General features: G+C 62.8%; 17 protein-coding genes. All 17 read left to right on the plus strand.

The genetic code is table 11. The annotated features are described in order from the left end of the window. Positions 1–53 precede the first annotated feature (53 nt). Positions 54–758, plus strand: coding sequence for an ATP-binding protein (locus WOB96_RS13280; protein WP_341371780.1), 705 nt, complete (start codon positions 54–56; stop codon positions 756–758). After that, complete coding sequence (locus WOB96_RS13285; RefSeq protein ID WP_341371781.1) at positions 755–1348, plus strand: response regulator transcription factor; 594 nt, start codon at positions 755–757, stop codon at positions 1346–1348. Before WOB96_RS13280 ends, WOB96_RS13285 begins: the two co-directional genes overlap by 4 nt. A gap of 168 nt (positions 1349–1516) precedes the next feature. Continuing rightward, entirely contained in the window at positions 1517–3469 is a 1953-nt protein-coding gene (locus WOB96_RS13290) for a hybrid sensor histidine kinase/response regulator (RefSeq protein ID WP_341371782.1), read from the plus strand. Between the two features lie 132 nt (positions 3470–3601). Next, the gene (locus tag WOB96_RS13295; RefSeq protein WP_341371783.1) at positions 3602–4192 is read left to right on the plus strand and encodes a hypothetical protein; all 591 of its coding nucleotides are present in this window, start codon (positions 3602–3604) and stop codon (positions 4190–4192) included. A gap of 325 nt (positions 4193–4517) precedes the next feature. Continuing rightward, positions 4518–5432 (plus strand): hypothetical protein, encoded by a 915-nt coding sequence (locus WOB96_RS13300; protein ID WP_341371784.1) that lies wholly within the window; start codon positions 4518–4520, stop codon positions 5430–5432. A 13-nt stretch (positions 5433–5445) separates the two neighbouring features. Next, positions 5446–5580: a hypothetical protein gene (locus WOB96_RS13305; protein WP_341371785.1), complete on the plus strand. Its 135-nt coding sequence runs from the start codon at positions 5446–5448 to the stop codon at positions 5578–5580. 57 nt (positions 5581–5637) lie between these two features. After that, positions 5638–6504: an SDR family oxidoreductase gene (locus tag WOB96_RS13310; RefSeq protein WP_341371786.1), complete on the plus strand. Its 867-nt coding sequence runs from the start codon at positions 5638–5640 to the stop codon at positions 6502–6504. 30 nt (positions 6505–6534) lie between these two features. Next, positions 6535–7278, plus strand: coding sequence for a DUF4142 domain-containing protein (locus WOB96_RS13315; protein ID WP_341371787.1), 744 nt, complete (start codon positions 6535–6537; stop codon positions 7276–7278). A gap of 75 nt (positions 7279–7353) precedes the next feature. Next, the gene (locus WOB96_RS13320; RefSeq protein WP_341371788.1) at positions 7354–7647 is read left to right on the plus strand and encodes a hypothetical protein; all 294 of its coding nucleotides are present in this window, start codon (positions 7354–7356) and stop codon (positions 7645–7647) included. Between the two features lie 22 nt (positions 7648–7669). After that, positions 7670–9262 (plus strand): bifunctional metallophosphatase/5'-nucleotidase, encoded by a 1593-nt coding sequence (locus tag WOB96_RS13325; protein ID WP_341371789.1) that lies wholly within the window; start codon positions 7670–7672, stop codon positions 9260–9262. Positions 9263–9329: 67 nt separating this feature from the next. Next, positions 9330–9968, plus strand: a complete 639-nt coding sequence (locus tag WOB96_RS13330; RefSeq protein ID WP_341371790.1) for a BON domain-containing protein — start codon at positions 9330–9332, stop codon at positions 9966–9968. A 54-nt stretch (positions 9969–10022) separates the two neighbouring features. Continuing rightward, entirely contained in the window at positions 10023–10265 is a 243-nt protein-coding gene (locus tag WOB96_RS13335; protein WP_341371791.1) for a hypothetical protein, read from the plus strand. Positions 10266–10618: 353 nt separating this feature from the next. Then, complete coding sequence (locus WOB96_RS13340; RefSeq protein ID WP_341371792.1) at positions 10619–11650, plus strand: UDP-glucuronic acid decarboxylase family protein; 1032 nt, start codon at positions 10619–10621, stop codon at positions 11648–11650. 43 nt (positions 11651–11693) lie between these two features. Next, positions 11694–12812 (plus strand): NAD-dependent epimerase/dehydratase family protein, encoded by a 1119-nt coding sequence (locus WOB96_RS13345; protein ID WP_341371793.1) that lies wholly within the window; start codon positions 11694–11696, stop codon positions 12810–12812. Continuing rightward, entirely contained in the window at positions 12809–14809 is a 2001-nt protein-coding gene (locus WOB96_RS13350; RefSeq protein ID WP_341371794.1) for an NAD-dependent epimerase/dehydratase family protein, read from the plus strand. Before WOB96_RS13345 ends, WOB96_RS13350 begins: the two co-directional genes overlap by 4 nt. Further along, complete coding sequence (locus WOB96_RS13355; RefSeq protein WP_341371795.1) at positions 14806–16122, plus strand: TIGR04295 family B12-binding domain-containing radical SAM protein; 1317 nt, start codon at positions 14806–14808, stop codon at positions 16120–16122. The genes WOB96_RS13350 and WOB96_RS13355 overlap by 4 nt, the downstream gene beginning before the upstream one ends. Then, positions 16119–17300 carry a glycosyltransferase family 4 protein gene (locus WOB96_RS13360; protein WP_341371796.1) on the plus strand — a complete coding sequence of 394 codons (1182 nt, stop codon included), beginning with the start codon at positions 16119–16121 and terminating at the stop codon, positions 17298–17300. Before WOB96_RS13355 ends, WOB96_RS13360 begins: the two co-directional genes overlap by 4 nt. Positions 17301–17303: the final 3 nt, after the last annotated feature.

Here is a 17303-nt window from a genome sequence, read left to right on the forward strand (position 1 = left end):
CAGGCCATTGCGGTCAGGAAGGCGCTGCACCCTGGAAAATCAAGGATGGATAAGTGAACAAGCTCATGAGCCGTAAGCGGGCCGAGGCCGATCGGCAAGCGCTATGGGTTTCCCTTGCTGCCGTGCTGCATGACATCCGCAATCCGCTTCACAATGCGACCCTGCTGCTGGAGTCACTGGACGGGCAGGGGGGTAATGCGCTTGAGGTTCGGGATCAGGTGCTGGAGCAACTGGAGCGTGTTCATGCCCGCATCCGGCGTGTCATGGAACAGTTGCCCGAGTTCGCTGGCGAGGGTGCCGGCACTCCGCCTGTCCGTCTGGCCCAGGTGCTGAACGAGACCATCGGGCTGATACAGCCCCAGGCCCTGGAAATGGATGTGGCCGTGGGAATGAACTGCCTGGATGATCTGGTGGTAAAGAGCAATCCGGGTTTCCTGGTTCAGGCACTGGAGCATCTGATGCTCAATTGTCTGGAGATCCTGGCCCGTCAGCCGCAGGACAAGCCCAGACGGCTCTGGCTCAGCGCCAGTCGGGAGAAAGGGGTGGTCTGGCTTTCGGTACAGGATTCCGGGCCGGGCTTGCCGCCGGAAGTCGCCCGGGCGCCCTTTGAGCCGCTGGTATCGCAAAGCCCCACTGGCATGGGGCTGGGATTGGCCATTGCCCATGCGCTGACGCGTGCTGGTGGTGGGGAACTGATGCTGCAGAACACATCCGACTCGGGAACTCATTTTCGTATTCGACTGGAAGGGACATTATGACAGCGAGACAGGTATTGCTCATCGAGGATGAAGCGGTTGCTGCCCAGACTTTGTCCCAGGCATTGCAGGGATATAACATCGAAACCCGCTGGGTGACCAGCGTGGAAGAAGCCCGACAGCATCTCAAGGAAAGGGTGTATGACGCGGTGGTGACCGACATCGTGCTCGGTGCCGGTCAGCCGGAGGGGCTGGAGATCGTCAAGGAGATCGAGAAGGCGGGCATGATCGCCCCGGTGGTGGTGGTGACCTCATTCGCCGATCTCGACCGGGTGAAGGTTGCCCTGAATCATGGCGCTTCCTATCTGCTGGAAAAGCCCTTCCGGGCCGCGGAACTCAAGCGCATCCTGGACCGCATCTGGGAAGAGCCGCGCGGACTGGTGGGGCTGCGCGAACGTGCCCTGGCCCATGAAAGTCTCACGGAAAAGGAACGCGAGGTGGCGCGGCTCCTGCTCAAGGGCCTGTCCACCCAGGAAATGGCCTCGGTCACCGGCAACAGTGAGAAAACCCTGAAGCAGCACATCAGCAGAATCTATGAAAAATGTGGGGTTTCCAGCCGCGCCGAGTTCTTTCACTATATCTTTCCCACTTGATGCAATTGTCCGTTGCGCTCAGCCTTCGCTCCGGTATGCCGGGTGCGGCCGCCCAGAGCCTGGCTGGCTCACGGGCGGCACAAGCTGCCGAATCGGCTGTTTTCATCTGCAAGCCCAGGGCGCAATCCCCAGGCCCGGAAGGCTTCCCTGTCATTTAAAGTTGTGTCTATGACCGAACCCTTGAAAGTGCTGTACCTGGAGGATAATCCGCTGGATGCGGATCTGGTCCAGTGGACGCTGAGTGCCGACGGTATCGCCAACGAGATCACCCGTGTCGAGACGCGCGCGAGTTACGTCGAGGCGATGGAGCGGGGGGGCTACGACATCATTCTGGCCGACTATACCCTGCCGTCCTTCGATGGCATCAGCGCTCTGGCGATCGCGCGCGAGATGTGGCCGAACGTGCCTTTCATCATCCTCAGCGGCGCCATGGGCGAGGAAGTGGCCATCGAGACGCTGAAGAGCGGAGCGACGGACTACGTGCTCAAGCAGCGCATGTCGCGCCTGGTGCCCAGCGTGCGCCGCGCCCTGCAGCAGAGCGAGGAAAGGCGGCAGCGCGAGGCGCTGGAGGAACAGCTGCGCCTGCTGGAAAAATCGGTGGAGCACCTCAATGACATCGTCATGATCACCGAGCTGGCATCCGTCGAGGCCGATGGCCAGCCCCGGGTGGTGTTCGTCAATGAGGCCTGTCATCGCCGTACCGGCTATACCCCCGAGGAGCTGGTGGGTGGCCCGCCGCTGAGCTTCGAGGGGCCGGAGACCGATCGGGCGGTGCTGGAGCGCATGGCGCGTGCCATGAAAAAGCTCAAGCCGGTGCGTGAGGAATTGCTGTGCTATACCAAGGACGGCAAGACTTTCTGGCAGGAACTGGACATGTCGCCGATGGCCGATGCCGAGGGGCGGGTCACCCACTGGGTGTCCATCGGTCGTGACATCACCGAGCGCAAGAGGGCGGAAGAGACGCGTCTGCAGTTGCAGGAGCAGCTCTATCATTCGCAGAAGATGGAGAGCATCGGCCTGCTGGCGGGTGGCATTGCGCATGACTTCAACAACTTGCTGACCAGCATCCTGAGCAGTGCCGAGCTGGGTCGTGAAAGCCTGCCCGAGGGCCATGTGGCCCATGAGGATCTGCAGACCATCATCAAGGCGGCCCTGCGCGCCTCGGGCCTGACCAAGGAACTGCTGGCCTATGCCGGCAATGGCAAGCGCATGACCGAGGTGATCAACATCAATCACCTGGTCACGGACATGCTGGCCATCCTGCGCTCGCAGATGCCGCGTTCGATCATCGTGCGCAAGGCCCTGCAATCGCGCATGCCACCGGTCGAGGCCGATCCGGTGCAGATTCAGCAGGTGATCATGAATCTCTGTCTGAATGCCAGTCAGGCCATGCCCGATGGTGGCATGCTGTCCATTACGACCGACATGGTGACCTTGACGGAAGAAAAGACCCGCAAGTTCCGGAGCTACAATCCGCCGGAGCCGGGCCTCTATGCCCTGTTCGAGGTCAGCGATACCGGCTCGGGGATGGATGCCAGGACCATCAAGCGCATCTTCGAACCGTTCTATTCGACCAAGAATCAGGGACGCGGGCTGGGGCTGGCGGCGGTGCTCGGCATCATCAAGAGCCATCGCGGTGGCATCGAGGTGGAGAGCACGCCTGGCGAGGGCAGTACCTTCACTGTCTATCTTCCGGCCTCGGACAAACCCTTCCCCGAAGAGATCAGCCGGCCGACGGAGATGGTGCATGGGCCGCATACGGTGATGTTCGTGGATGACGAGGAAATTCTGCGTTCGCTTGGCCAGCGCATCCTGGAGCGTCTGGGATACCAGGTGATCCTGGCGGCCGATGGCGTGGAGGCGGTGCGGATATTCGGGGAAAGGGCCAGCGAGATCGATCTGGTGATCATGGATCTTTCCATGCCGCGCATGGGGGGCGAGGATGCCTACCGGGAAATATCGCGCATCCGTCCGGATGTGAAGGTGATCCTGTGCAGCGGCTACGATGAATCTACCGCGGTCGGCAAGCTTGGCAGTGACAACTTAGTGGGTCTCATCCAGAAGCCTTTTGAAATGAAAACCTTCTCTCAGGCCGTGCATGCGGCCCTGGAACGCCCCTGAGCGGGGCGTTCTCACCCCTTGGTCCGATTGTCGGGGACCTCTCCATTCCTTATCGTTGAATCATGTCCGGCATTGCTGGCGTCAGTGTCTGGCGTCAGGCTGCCGCGTAGTTCAAACGATCAGGAGTCTTCCATGAATCAGCCCCCTTTCAAGGTTGCGGGTATCTATCAGGACAGGCCTGCGGCGGAAGCGGCAGTTCGCTATCTGCGCGAGCATGGCATTGCTGAGCGTGAAATCAGCTTGTTGGGCCCCGAGGACAGTCTCACCCAGCGGGAAGTGGGGGATGGCATGCAATCCCTCTCGCCCCAGGGGGGCGCCGGTGCCGCGCATGGTGGTATCGATGCGAAGCTGGAAGCGAAGGACAGTGACGAAGTCGGGAGAGAGGTCCTGACGGAACATGTAAAAGGTGCGCTTGTCGGCGGCGCGATCGGCGGCGCAGCCGGTGCTGCCGGTGTGGCGGCCATGACAGCGGCGGGTGCTACGCTCTTCGTTGCCGCGCCGGTGATTGCCATTGCTGCGATGGCATCCTGGGGTGCGATGGCAGGTGCAGGGGTCGGCACGGGCATTGCCATGGGACGCGGACAGATCGAATCCATCATCAAGGATGCCGTCAAGGATGGCCATTACGCGGTTCTGGTGCAAAGCCAGGATCAGGCAGGGGAAGACCGTGCCAAGGATCTGATGCGGCACACCATGAATCCCGAGCAGGTGCTGACGAGCTGAGCCGGCAGCAGGTATTCACCCGCCAGGGCCGGCCCATGCCGGCCCTTTTTGCGCTCAGGCGAAGGTCCCAGAGCACAAAACGCTTTTCAGATTTCCTTGTCGTATCCAGTGGGCGGCCGTCCTGGTGATCGAAATGGCCACCTTTCAGGAGGCTGGAATTTTCCTGCGCGACGACACACATACCCTAACAAGAGGAGATCACCATGCTTTACATCATCGGTTGGTTGCTTGGCGTACCTATCAGTCTGCTGATCCTGTTCTGGCTGTTTTCTAAGCTGTTCTAAGAATCACAACGATCCAAAGAATCATAACAAGGAGATCTGCCATGAGTGTGATTACCGAAGACGTGCTGGCCGAGGAGCGACAGCCAGCTCAGATCAGCTGGGGAGCAATCTTTGCGGGACTGGTGTTCACCTTTGCCCTAGCCTGGCTGCTGAACATGCTGGGATCTGCCCTGGGCTTCAGCATCGTTGGCGCCAGTGATGGCAATGTGTCCGGCAAGGGACTGGCCTATGGCGCGGCCTTCTGGATTTTCGTGAGCTGGATTGCCTCGATGTTTCTGGGGGGGCTCCTGGCAGGACGTCTGGCAGGCAAGCCCGAGAAGGCGGTGGGTATGCTGCATGGCGTGACGCTCTGGGGCGTGGTGACGCTGGCTGTGCTGGTACTGGGCAGCATGGGCCTGAGCAACCTGCTGCAGACCGGTCAGAACCTGATCAGTGGCGCGGCCGGCATGGGCGCGCAAGCGGCTGGTGGCGCGTCAGGCGGCGCGGCACAGAATCCCGTGGTGTCGCAGATGGCTGGCACGGCTCAGAGCGAGATGACACAGCGCTTGAGTCAGGCCCTGGCGCAGGCGGCCGATCAGGCGGGCCCGAATGGCCAGGTGAGCCCGGCCGAGGTGCGCCGTGCCCTGGGACAGCTTGACCAGCAGACCCTGGGCGCGATTGGCTCGGACCTGGTGCGCGGGGATACCCAGGCCGCCAAGCAGACGCTCGCCGCGAATACCACGCTGGACCGGGCGCAGGTGAACCAGATCATCGATGGGGCCGCGGTGCAGATGCGTCAGCAGGGCAGTGAGTTGCGCACGGATGCGCGCCAGGCGGTGGACAAGGCTTCCGAAGCCACGTCTGCGGTGCTCTGGGTGGTCTTCGGCAGTAGTGCCATTGGTCTTTTGATGGCCATTCTGGGCGGCTGGATGGGTGCCTCGACCATCGCCCGGATCTATAACTACCGGCTCTATTGAGAAGGAGAACATCATGACTTACGGACTGGTGGGATTGGTCATCGCGGTGTTGCTGGCGGCCCTGCTGCTCAAGAGTGTCTATGTGGGCGGGCTCGGCGGCATCGTATTGCTGGTATTGCTGGTGCTGTTGTTGACGGGGCGTCTCTGAAATCTCGTCGGGCCGGGCTGCTTGCGCCGGCCTGTCTTGCTTTGACCAGGAGGGAACATGTCTCAGGAACAAGCGCATCCCGCCGGACAGCCGGCCCAGCAGCAGGAACCGCCGGGACATGAGTCGGAGATGCAGCCGCGGCCGCAATCCGATGATCCGGGCTATCGCGGCAGCGGCAAGCTGGCGGGCAAGGTAGGGCTGATCACGGGCGGTGACAGTGGCATTGGCCGCGCGGTTGCCATCGCCTTTGCCAAGGAGGGCGCAGATGTCGCCATCGTTTACCTGGAGGAGGACAAGGACGCCGAGGAGACCCGCCGCCTGGTACAGGAGAAGGGTCGGCGTTGCGCGCTGATCAAGGGCGACGTCGGCGACGAGAATTTCTGTCGCCAGGCAGTCGAGCAGACGGTCCAGACGCTCGGACGTCTGGACGTGCTGGTCAACAATGCCGCCGAGCAGCACCCGAAAAAAAGCCTGGAGGAGATCAGTGCCGAACAACTGGAACGCACCTTCCGCACCAACATCTTTGGCATGTTCTTCATGACCAAGGCCGCCCTGCCTCATCTGAAGGAAGGGGCTTCCATCATCAACACGACCTCGGTGACCGCCTACAAGGGCAGCCCGGAACTGCTGGACTACTCCTCGACCAAGGGCGCAATCGTGGCCTTTACCCGCTCGCTGTCGATGAACCTGGCCGAGAAGGGCATTCGGGTGAATGGTGTGGCGCCGGGCCCGATCTGGACGCCGCTGATTCCGTCCACCTTCCCCGGAGAAAAGGTGGAGAGTTTTGGCAAGAACGTGCCGCTGGGGCGTGCCGGCCAACCCGACGAGGTGGCACCGAGCTATGTGTTCCTGGCTTCGGCGGATGCTTCCTATATGTCAGGGCAGGTGCTGCATCCCAATGGCGGCACGGTGGTGAATGGGTGAAAACCGCAGTCACTGCCAAGGAGAAAAGTCATGATGCACGACAAGACACTGAAATTTGCACTCCTGGGCGCGACGGCTGTCGGCCTGCTCGCGCTGGCCCCGCTCAGTTTCGCCAAGGATGTGGAATTCGTGAAGAAGGCCGCACAGGGCAATTTGATGGAGGTACAGGTGGGCGGGATGGCCCAGGAAAAGGCTGCCAGCGACGAGGTCAAGGACTTCGGAAGGCGCATGGTGGCGGATCACAGCAAGGCCAATGATCAGCTCAAGCCCATTGCGGAAAAGCTCAAGGTCAACTGGCCGAATGCGCTGAATGCCGAAGGCAAACAGATGCATGCGGAGCTGGAGAAGCTGCAGGGCGCGGAGTTCGACCGCAAGTATGTGGACGAGATGGTGAAGGACCACAAGAAGGATGTGGAGAAATACGAAAAGGCCCAGGTGAATGTCAAGGACAAGAACCTGCGGGAGTATGTCAACAAGACCCTGCCGATTCTGCAGGAGCACCTGATGATGGCGAAAAGCCTGAAGGCGAACATGTCCGGCCAGGGTACGGGATCGGGTAGTGCCGCCGGTAGCAGTGCTGGTGAAGGGGCGAGCACGCCGCCGTCCAGCATGGGGCTGGGCACGCCGCCGGCGGATGCCGCCACCACGCCTGATCAGGGCGCCAGCGGCAGTGGTACGGCGGGTGGCATGGGCAGCGGCGCGACTTCCGGTGATGCCAGCATGATCACGCCGCCGGAGACGGAAAAAAAGAAAAGCTACGACAAGATGGAGTGAGCGGGCGAGGTGCTGCGGCGGAGCAATGATCAGTGGCCAGCCTGGTTCAGGCTGGCCTTGAATATGGAGGCGAATATGAGTGCGGAAAGCAGGACCACCACAAACCATGAAGAAATCCGCAAGTGGGCCGAGTCCCGGGGCGGTCATCCGGCGCGGGTACGCGGCACTGGCAGTAAACCGGAGGAAGATCCCGGATTGCTGCGCATCGATTTTCCGGGGTACAGCGGCAAGGACTCGCTGGAGGAGATTTCCTGGGATGAGTTTTTCGACAAGTTCGAGGAAAACAAGCTGGCCTTGCTGTATCAGGACAAGACTGCCAAGGGCGAGGACAGTCGCTTCAACAAGCTGGTCAGCCGTGACAAGCATTGATGGGGCTCGCACTGGGGGCTTCATGAAAGATTTCAGGCGTTTTGCCTCGCTGCTGGGAGGGGCCTTGCTGCTGGCGGGTGCGAGTGTGGCGCTGGCTGCCAGTGGTGCGACCGGCACGGTGACCATTCTGCATACCAATGACTCGCATGGCCGCTATCTGTCCTTTCCGGTGGCGCCAGGCAACGCCACGGCCCAGACCGGCGATCCCGGCCGCAGCCCCCAGAGCTTCCCGCATCAGGGCGAGGTCAATGGCTTTGCCCGGCTGGCGAGCGCCATCGAGTCGATCCGGCGCGAGCGGGGCGCCGACAATGTCCTGCTGTTGCATGGTGGGGACACCTTCAGCGACGACCTGCTGGGAAATATTACCAAGGGCGAGGCGACCATCCGCCTGATGAATGCCGTGGGCTATCAGTACATGGCGCTGGGCAATCACGATTTCGATTATGGGGCGGAACAGACCCGCAAGTTGCAGGAACTGGCTAGCTTCCCCATGCGCGGCGCCAATGTCATCGACAAGGCCAGTGGCAAGCCATTCCTGGGTGAGCCGGTGCAGGTGTTCAAAATCGGTGGGCTGAAAGTGGGCGTGCTGGCGCTGGGGTATCACAACACCGCGCAGACCGGCAGTCCGAAAAACACCGAGTCGCTCCGCTTTGAGAGCGGCATCGAGGCCGCCAGGCGCTATGTGCCGGTGTTGCGCAGGAAAGCGGACTTGGTGGTGGTGCTCTCGCATCAGGGCTCGAAGGTGGACCGCCTGCTGGCGCGCAAGGTGCCGGGGATCGACATCATCGTCGGGGCCCATTCCCATGATTTCATCGAGCCCCCCGAGCGGACCGGCAATACCTGGATGGTGCAGGCACTGTCGGACTCGGCGGTACTCGGTGAACTGCGTGTTGCGATGGAAAAGGGCCGGATCAGCTCGGTGCAGGGCCAGGGTCATGTACTCTGGAGCGATCAATACCCGCCCGATCCGGCCATCGAGAAACTGGTCAGGCAAATGCGCGAGCCGCATGAAGCCGAACTGGAGGCGGTGATCGGTCAGGCGGCGGAGCGCATCGGCAGGCAGTATAAATCCGAAAGTCCCTTCGATCATCTGGCCGGGGAAATGATGATGCGTCATGCCAAGGCAGAGGTCGCCTTCCTGCCGGGGGTGGGCTATGGCGTTTCGCTGATGCCCGGCCCGATCCGCCGCGAGCAGCTCTACACCCTGCTGCCGCATCCTTCCAGGCTGGTGACCATGCGGCTGACCGGCGCGCAGATCCAGGAGATCCTGGAACAAAGTGCCACCAATCAGAAGCCCGATGATCCCATGGATGCGGTGGGCGGCCTGATCCAGACCGCCGGCCTGCGCTGGACCGTGGACCTGAGCCGACCCAGCGGGCAACGCATCCGCGATGTGGCGGTGGGCGATTCGCCACTGGACCCGGAACGCAGCTATCGCGTGGTGACCCATAGCGGCATGCTGGCCGGCATCCACCGCTATGAAACCTTTGCCGACGGCGCCGACATCCGCAAAGCGGAAGAGACCGTGACGGAAGTGGTGGAAAAAGGCTTCAGGCAGGCAGGTCCACTGCGGCCGAAGGTTGGATACGTGACATTGATCAAAGCCGAAGAGTAGCTGTCCAAATCTTACTGGAACATCTTCAGGGAATGAGATTTCCCTGCATAAACATAAGGAGGTCGATATGGCGAATGACCAGTCCCGGAAAGGATATGGCTGGCAGGATACCCCGGGAGAAATGACGCAGCGTGGTCAGCATCATCCCGACATGCAAAGGCCGGAGGTCACGCCCGGCAATTACGACGAGCGTTCGGTCAAGCCCTGGCGCGATCCGCAGGCAAGAAGCCATGCGCCACGCGAAGTCAGGAATGCCCATGACGAGCAGCATGACTATGATCCGGACAATATCGAGTTCATTCCGAGTTCCTATGGCGGGCGCTTCGAGCGCCGTGACCTGATGTATGCCCGGGATGCCCAGCCGGGTGGCCACGGCATGGATACCCACCGCTCCTGGAACAGTTGGGAGCGCAACCCGCCCGGCATTGCCGAACGCCAGATTCCGGCAAGAGGCGGGTATCGTGGCAAGGGGCCGAAAGGCTATCAACCCTCCGACGCACGTCTGAAGGAAAGGCTGGATGAAGCCTTTTACGATGACGACATGCTGGATGCCAGCGACATCGAGATTCAGGTCAAGGATGGCGAAGTGACGCTGCAGGGCGCCGTGGAAAGCCGGGAAGACCGCCAGCGCGCCGAGTGGCTGGTGTCCCGGGTGGCGGGCGAACATACCCACATCCACAACAGCCTGCGTATCCAGAGCCACTGAAGGGAATTCGAGCCAGCCGGATCGCTGTGCCGGCTGGCGTCATGGAGAAGCGCGATGACTCTGGAAAAGCAGTCCTTGACGCCGGACCTGGATAATGATGCCGCGGTCCGGCAGACGCTCGAACATTATCTGCGGGCCTTCGATGAGGCCTGGCGCCGGTGCGGCGAGTCGGGGTCGCATGGCAGTCTGATCTCCCGCGCGCAGATGGCGCATCATCTGGCGCTGGAGATGGTGAGCAGGGAATCCCGGCCTCTAGGTGGCGCGGATGATGCGCCGGATGACAATACGCCCTTCTGAAAAGGTTTTTTTCGGGCCCAAGGCCCAGTATCCAGGCCGGAGTGGGTGCAATTAGTCCTATTCCGGCCTGCTTTTCTGCACCTTATCCTTCTTTCAAGCATCTAAGATGGTCTGGCGTCCAGAAGCCTGGCACGTCCAATCTCCGCGCTTGCCGCCGATCCGCATGGTTTGAACATTGGAAGGACCATGATCCCCGTCAGTGTTCGTGCCGCGCAGGAATGACAAGGCATCAGGAGGATTCACATCATCCGAATACCCGCACTGCATCGAGCCGGACAGGTTTCACCCTTGCGCGCCGAAGACATGTCTCGTCTTTGTGCTTCTGCGAAATGGTCCTGTAAGTGGAGGAGGCAATGAGGCACTTCCAAAGAAGAAGAATTCTGGTAACCGGTGGGGCAGGCTTTCTGGGATCGCATCTGTGCGAACGCCTGATCAATGAGGGGCACGAAGTCCTCTGCCTGGACAATTTCCAGACCGGCACCCGTGAAAACGTGGCGCAACTGCTGAATCACCCCTGCTTCGAGTTCATGCGTCATGACGTAACCTTTCCCCTGCATGTCGAAGTGGACGAAATCTACAATCTGGCCTGCCCGGCCTCGCCGGTGCATTATCAGAACGACCCGATCCAGACCACCAAGACCAGCGTGCTGGGTGCCATGAACATGCTGGGCCTTGCCAAGCGCACCCGCTCCCGCGTCCTGCAAGCCTCGACCAGCGAGGTCTATGGCGATCCGCAGATGCACCCCCAGCCCGAGTCCTACCACGGGCACGTCAACCCCAACGGCATCCGCGCCTGCTACGACGAGGGCAAGCGCTGCGCCGAGTCGCTGTTCTTCGACTATCACCGCCAGCATCAGGTCAGCATCAAGGTCGCGCGCATCTTCAACACCTACGGGCCACGCATGCATCCCAATGATGGCCGCGTGGTGTCGAACTTCATTGTCCAGGCCCTGCGCGGCGAGCCGATCACCATCTATGGCAAGGGCGATCAGACCCGCTCCTTTTGCTATGTGGATGATCTCGTCGATGGCCTGGTGCGCCTGATGAATTCTCCCGAGGATGTGACGGGACCGATCAATCTCGGCAACGAGGGTGAATTCACCATCCTGGAACTGGCGCAGCAGGTGCTGGAATTGACCGGCTCGCGTTCGAAGCTGGTTTTCAAGCCCCTGCCCAAGGACGATCCGCGGCAGCGCCGGCCGGACCTGACGACAGCCCGCGAGAAACTCGGCTGGGAGCCCTGCGTCAAGCTGCACGAGGGGCTGCTGAAGACCATCCTCTACTTCGACCAGCAGCTCGGCGCCCAGAAGCGGCCTGCATCCCTGCGGCCAAAGACCGTCATCCATCCGGCCGCTGAGGCCCAGTCGCTGCGCCTGAATCTCTGAGGCAGGCGCGAACACAACGAGAATTCAGATATCGGGAGGTTTCATGAGCAAACTGGTGTTGATTACCGGCGGGGCAGGCTTCATTGGTTCGCATCTGGCTGATGAGTTGCTGGCGCATGGCTATCGGGTGCGCGCCCTGGACAATCTCGCGGTGCAGGTGCATGGCCCGAATGCCGGCCGGCCCGATTACCTCAGCCCCGAGGTCGATCTGCAGATTGGCGACGTGCGGGATCCGGCGGCGATGCGCAAGGCGCTGGAAGGTGTCGACGCCGTTTATCACTTCGCGGCGGTGGTCGGGGTGGGGCAGAGCATGTACGAGATCGCCCACTACACCGATGTCAACAACATGGGTACGGCGGTGCTGCTCGAAGCCCTGATCGAGCGCCCGGTGGAGCGCCTGATCGTGGCCTCGAGCATGAGCATCTACGGCGAGGGATTGTACCGCGATCCGTCCGGCGCCGTTTCTCCTGGTGTGGAGCGCAGCCTCGAACAGCTCAAGGCCGGCGACTGGGAAGTGCGCAATGCCGCCGGCGAGGTGCTGCATCCCGTGCCCACGCCGGAGAGCAAGGCGCCTTCGCTGCCCTCGGTCTATGCGCTCTCCAAATACGATCAGGAACGCATGTGCCAGATGATCGGCCGCGCCTATGGCATCCCCACCGTCGGCCTGCGTTTTTTCAATATTTTCGGCACGCGTCAGGCACTATCCAATCCCTATACCGGGGTGCTGGCGATCTTCGCCTCGCGCTACCTGAACGACAAGCCGCCGATGATCAATGAGGACGGCTTCCAGCAGCGCGACTTCGTCAGCGTCTATGACGTGGCCCGGGCCTGTCGCCTGAGCCTGGAGCTGCCCGAGGCGGCCGGCGAAGTCTTCAACATCGCCAGCGGTCGCCAGTACACCATCCGCGAGGTGGCCGAGCGCATGGGCCGCGCGCTTGGCAAGACCCACATCGTTCCTGAGATCACCGGCAAGTACCGGGTCGGCGACATTCGCCACTGCGTGGCGGACATCAGCCTGGCCCGGGAAAAACTCGGCTACGATCCGCGGGTGCCGCTGGAAGAAGGCCTGGTGGAGCTGTCCGACTGGCTGGAAGGCCAGCAGGCGGTCGACCGGGTGGAGGAGGCGCGTGCCGAGCTGGCACTGAGAGGGCTTGCGCTATGAAGCCGGCCAGCCTGGGCTTTGTCGAGTGGTTCCGGCCCGGTGAGCAGGACCGGGTGGAGCAGGTGCTCACGGACCTGCGCGAGCTGCGGGTCACCGACTTGCGCGTCGGCGTGTCCTGGGAAGACTGGTTTTCTGCCGAGGGCGAGGGCTGGTACGACTGGCTGATGCCGCGTCTGGCGCGCGAAGTGCGGGTCTTGCCCTGCTTTCTGGATGCGCTGCCCTTTCTCAATGCCCTGAGCCGGCTCACCACGCCGCCCCACGATCCCGAGGCCTATGCCGACTGGATCAAGCTCTTCGTGGCCAGGCATGGCAAGCATTTCGACTGGCTGGAGCTGTGGCTCGATCCCTTCCTGCGTGATCCGGACTGCGTGCTCGAACCCGGCGAGGACGACTGTTTCTCCGGCATGCTGGTGCGTGCCGCCGAATCGGCCCGCGCCGCCGGCAAGCAGGTGGTGCTCGGGGGCATCCAGCCGCGTCACCCCAAGTGGCTCAAGCGTCTGTGCAATAAGGGCGTGCTCTCGGCCTTCGATGCCCTCGGGCTCTATGCCTTTCCGGGCAGCAACAACCCGGCCTGGCGCGGCTGGCCGACAGAGATCGCCCAGGTGCGCCAGACCCTGACCTCCCAGGGTGTCAACATGCCGCTGTGGATCACCGAGTCGGGCTTTGCCACGGGCCAGTTCCAGGAGCGGGGCCAGTGGAACGAGTTCCTGGCGGTGCTCGATGCGCCGGTGGAGCGGGTGTACTGGTATGGTCTGCGGGATCACGAAAAGTCCGATTGCGCCTGGGGTGAGCCCGACCCGGACAAGCGCTTCTGCTTTGGCCTGCGCCAGACCGATGGCACGCCCAAGCTGCTCTATCGCGTCTGGGCGGAACAGGGTCTTGAAGGCGTGAAGCGCCGTGCCTGGATCGCCAATCCCGGTCGACCGGTGCAGTTCAAGGAGCGCCCGGTATTGATCACCGGCGGGGCTGGTTTCATCGCCACCAACCTCGCCCACCGCCTGCTCGGCATGGGCCGCTCGGTCATCATTCTCGACAACCTCTCGCGCGCCGGCGTGGAGCGCAATCTCGACTGGCTGCGCCAGACCCACGGCGATCGCGCCCATTTCGAGTTTGCCGACATCCGCGATACCGCGGCCCTGAACCTTGCCGTCTCACGCGCCAGCCAGGTCTTTCATCTGGCCGCCCAGGTGGCGGTGACCACCAGCCTCACCCAGCCGGTGCATGATTTCGAGGTCAATGCGCGCGGCACCCTGAAGCTGCTGGAGGCCATCCGCCGCCAGGATAATCCGCCGCCCCTGCTGTTCACCTCCACCAACAAGGTCTATGGCGCACTGGAGCATGTAGGTCTTGGGCTCTTCGGCCGGCGCTATGAGCCGGAGAACCCCGAACTGCGCGCCAATGGCGTCAGCGAGGACGCGCGGCTGGATTTCCATAGCCCCTATGGCTGCTCCAAGGGCGCGGCCGACCAGTACGTGCTCGATTATGCCCGCGCCTATGATCTGCGTGCCGTGGTGTTTCGCATGAGCTGCATCTATGGCCCGCACCAGTTCGGCACCGAGGACCAGGGCTGGGTGGCGCATTTTCTGATCCGCGCCCTGGAAAATCAGGGCATCACCCTCTTCGGTGATGGCATGCAGGTGCGCGACATTCTCTATGTCGAAGATCTAATGGACGCCATGCTCGCCAGCATGGAACGCATCGACCAGATCAGCGGCCGGGCCTTCAATGTCGGCGGCGGCGCTGCCAACAGCACCAGTCTGCTCGAATTGATGGACGTGATCGCGCGACTGCATGGGCGCATGCCGGATTACCGCTTCGGTGCCTGGCGCCTGGGCGACCAGCGCTACTATGTCTCGGATACCCGCAAGCTGCAGCAGGCCACCGGCTGGCGTCCACGGGTCGGGGTCGAGGAGGGCGTGGGCTATCTCTATGACTGGCTCTCGCAGACGCGTGGCCGCAAGGCCGCGCCACGCCTGACCGCGGAGGTGTTGCCATGAAGTATGCCCTGGTCAACCCGCACTGGACCTTCGATGGTTCCATCTATTTCGGCTGTCCGGAACCGCATCTGCCGCTGGAATACGGCTACGCGAAACAATTGCTGGAAGACGAGGGCCACGAAGTCCTGCTGGTCGATGGCCTGCTGGAGCACCTGAGCCGCGAAGAGGTCCGCTCGCGCGTGGCTGACTTCGCGCCGGACTTCACGGTGATCACCACCGCCCCGAGCTATCTCTTCTGGCGCTGCGCCCAGCCGGAGCTGCGCGTGCCGCAGGAAACCGCTGCGGACCTGCGCGACATCGGCGGCACCCTGATCGGCGTTGGCCCGCATGGCTCCAGCACGCCGGTCATCACCCTGAAAAAGCTTGGCGTGGACCTGCTGGTCATGGGCGAGTGCGAAGAGGTCCTGCCGCAACTGGCCCAGCGCGAGGCCTGGTCCTTCGTGCCGGGCATCGTCTATTACGGCCAGGACCGTAACATCAAGGTGCAGGGTGGCCCCCAGGCCGCCGACATGGATCGCCTGCCGGCCCTGCGCTGGCCCGAGAGCCTGGTGCGCCGTCACGATCACCACCATCACCGCTTCGACAATCATCCCCAGGCGCCCGGCGCCGAGATGGAGACCTCGCGCGGCTGCCCCTATCACTGTTCCTTCTGCGCCAAGGACAATTTCCGCGATGGCTATCGCCGCCGGCCGCTGACCACCGTGCTGGAAGAACTCGATGGCCTGATCGCACAGGGCGTGGAATACATCTATTTCATCGACGAGATCTTCCTGCCCAAGCGCGAACTGCTGGAGGCCCTGGTTACGCGCCCGGTGAAGTTCGGTATCCAGACGCGCATCGATCTGTGGAAGCCGGACATGATCGATCTCCTGGGCCAGGCCGGTTGCGTATCCATCGAGGCCGGCGTGGAAAGCATCAGCGAGGAAGGCCGGGCCCTGCTCGACAAGAACTGCAAACTCTCCACCGAAGCCCTGGCCGAGCGGCTGGTCCATGCCAAGAAAACCGTGCCCTTCGTGCAGGCCACCTTGATGGAGTCGCGCGCGGATGATCCGGATGCCGTGGAAGCCTGGCGCAGCTATCTCATGGAAAAGGGCGTCTGGGCCAACAAGCCGGTGCCGCTGTTCGCCTATCCGGGCTCGCCGGACTACCGCAAGCGCTGGGGCATGCCCGACGATCAGGCCTGGGAGCGGGCGCATGCCGCCTATCTCGAACAGTTCGATGAATTCAGCGACATCCAGAGCGAGCGGCCCCTGCTGCTGTCAGCGCTGGAACGCGCCGTGCCGATTTCCCGCATTCCGGAGGACCAGCGATGATTGCCACACCAGCCACGCAGGACAAACAGACAGTGCGCCGGGTGCTGATGAGCGCCGACTGCGTCGGTGGCGTCTGGACCTATGCCATGGAACTCGCTCGCGCACTCGCCGCCCGCGAAGTAGAAGTCGCACTGGCGGTGCTTGGCGGTCCCATGAAGGCCGCCCAGCGGGCCCAGGCCCTCGACATTCCGGGGCTCAGCCTGCATGAGAGCGACCACCGGCTCGAATGGATGGAGGACCCCTGGCAGGATCTCGCCCGCGCCGGTAACTGGCTGCTGGATCTGGAGGCCGAGCTCCGGCCGGACATCGTGCATCTGAATCACTTTGCCCACGGGGATCTGCCCTGGCATGCGCCCAAGCTGGTGGTTGGCCACTCCTGCGTCTACTCCTGGTGGATGGGTGTGCATGGCGATCTGCCGCCCGATACTTGGGCGCGCTACCGGGAGGTGGTGCGCGCAGGATTGCAGGCGGCTGACCTTGTCGTGGCCCCGAGCCGGACCATGCTGACTGCTCTGCGGGCCTTCTACGGGCCCTTGCCGGATTCCCGGGTGATCGCCAATGGCCGCACCCTGCGCCAGTTCGCGCCACAGCCCAAGGAGGCCTTTGTGTTCGCCGGCGGGCGACTCTGGGACGAGGCCAAGAACATCGGGCTGCTGGCCCAGGCCGCGCAAGGTCTGGACTGGCCGGTGCTGGTGGCCGGCGATACCCGCCATCCGGATGGCGGCCGGGCCGATTACCCGGACCTGCGCCTGCTTGGCCCCCTGAGCCAGCGCACCATCACCAGCTATTTCGGTCGCGCCGCCATCTATGCCCTGCCAGCCCGCTACGAGCCCTTCGGCCTGTCGGTGCTGGAGGCCGGGCTCTCGGGCTGCGCCCTGGTGCTGGGCGATATCCCCAGCCTGCGGGAAAACTGGGATGGCGCGGCGATCTTCGTCTCGCCGGATGACCCCAATGAACTGCATCGCGCGCTGCAGGCGCTGATCAAGGACGCGCCGCGTCGTCAGGTGCTCGGCCTGCGTGCCCGTGCCCGGGCTTCGGGTTTCTCCACCGACGCCATGGCCGAGGCCTATCTCGCGGCCTATGAGCAGGCCATCGACAGCCACGCCAGCCTGGGCCAGGTCGATATGGGCGCGCTGCTCGGCGCCGGCGCGCGGGTCTCGCACGGCGTTTATCTGTAAAGG

The organism is Thermithiobacillus plumbiphilus, assembly GCF_038070005.1.
GTDB lineage: Bacteria > Pseudomonadota > Gammaproteobacteria > Acidithiobacillales > Thermithiobacillaceae > JBBPCO01.

Bases quoted from the DNA above. Each gene is read 5' to 3' on its own strand.
- WOB96_RS13285 (WP_341371781.1), top strand. From the start codon at position 755: ATGACAGCGAGACAGGTATTGCTCATCGAGGATGAAGCGGTTGCTGCC.
- WOB96_RS13290 (WP_341371782.1), top strand. From the start codon at position 1,517: ATGACCGAACCCTTGAAAGTGCTGTACCTGGAGGATAATCCGCTGGAT.
- WOB96_RS13295 (WP_341371783.1), top strand. From the start codon at position 3,602: ATGAATCAGCCCCCTTTCAAGGTTGCGGGTATCTATCAGGACAGGCCT.
- WOB96_RS13300 (WP_341371784.1), top strand. From the start codon at position 4,518: ATGAGTGTGATTACCGAAGACGTGCTGGCCGAGGAGCGACAGCCAGCT.
- WOB96_RS13305 (WP_341371785.1), top strand. From the start codon at position 5,446: ATGACTTACGGACTGGTGGGATTGGTCATCGCGGTGTTGCTGGCGGCC.
- WOB96_RS13310 (WP_341371786.1), top strand. From the start codon at position 5,638: ATGTCTCAGGAACAAGCGCATCCCGCCGGACAGCCGGCCCAGCAGCAG.
- WOB96_RS13315 (WP_341371787.1), top strand. From the start codon at position 6,535: ATGATGCACGACAAGACACTGAAATTTGCACTCCTGGGCGCGACGGCT.
- WOB96_RS13320 (WP_341371788.1), top strand. From the start codon at position 7,354: ATGAGTGCGGAAAGCAGGACCACCACAAACCATGAAGAAATCCGCAAG.
- WOB96_RS13325 (WP_341371789.1), top strand. From the start codon at position 7,670: ATGAAAGATTTCAGGCGTTTTGCCTCGCTGCTGGGAGGGGCCTTGCTG.
- WOB96_RS13330 (WP_341371790.1), top strand. From the start codon at position 9,330: ATGGCGAATGACCAGTCCCGGAAAGGATATGGCTGGCAGGATACCCCG.
- WOB96_RS13335 (WP_341371791.1), top strand. From the start codon at position 10,023: ATGACTCTGGAAAAGCAGTCCTTGACGCCGGACCTGGATAATGATGCC.
- WOB96_RS13340 (WP_341371792.1), top strand. From the start codon at position 10,619: ATGAGGCACTTCCAAAGAAGAAGAATTCTGGTAACCGGTGGGGCAGGC.
- WOB96_RS13345 (WP_341371793.1), top strand. From the start codon at position 11,694: ATGAGCAAACTGGTGTTGATTACCGGCGGGGCAGGCTTCATTGGTTCG.
- WOB96_RS13350 (WP_341371794.1), top strand. From the start codon at position 12,809: ATGAAGCCGGCCAGCCTGGGCTTTGTCGAGTGGTTCCGGCCCGGTGAG.
- WOB96_RS13355 (WP_341371795.1), top strand. From the start codon at position 14,806: ATGAAGTATGCCCTGGTCAACCCGCACTGGACCTTCGATGGTTCCATC.
- WOB96_RS13360 (WP_341371796.1), top strand. From the start codon at position 16,119: ATGATTGCCACACCAGCCACGCAGGACAAACAGACAGTGCGCCGGGTG.